Origin of the sequence: Colwellia sp. BRX10-9 (assembly GCF_014077405.1) — a bacterium.
In the GTDB taxonomy this organism is placed as follows: Bacteria; Pseudomonadota; Gammaproteobacteria; order Enterobacterales; family Alteromonadaceae; genus Colwellia_A.
In genome coordinates, this window is sequence record NZ_JACGVV010000145.1 from 1 (window position 1) to 275 (window position 275).

At 41.8% G+C, this 275-nt stretch carries 1 protein-coding gene; it reads right to left on the bottom strand.

Annotated elements, in window-relative coordinates; all coding sequences use genetic code 11:
• On the bottom strand, window positions 1-275 hold a 275-nt coding region (locus tag H4J69_RS20550; protein WP_182231154.1), incomplete at both ends, for a cadherin-like domain-containing protein.

Genomic DNA, 275 nt, shown 5'->3' on the forward strand with positions numbered 1-275 from the left:
GTATCTTCTGCAACAGTGACAGTTTCATTATCATCGCTCAGATCAGAAACTGGAGTTACTGAAATCGTTAAGGTAGAAGTCTGTGTATCACCTGCACCGTCAGTAACAATGTAAGTAATTACAGGCACAGCACCGTTGAAATTGTCATTAGGTGTAAAAGTATAACTACCATCTGCATTTAAAGTTAACTCACCTTCGGTGAGGGTAACGGTGTCACCTGCACTATATGTATTACCATCAACAGTAAAGCTGGTGACGGTCATTGGACCGTCTGC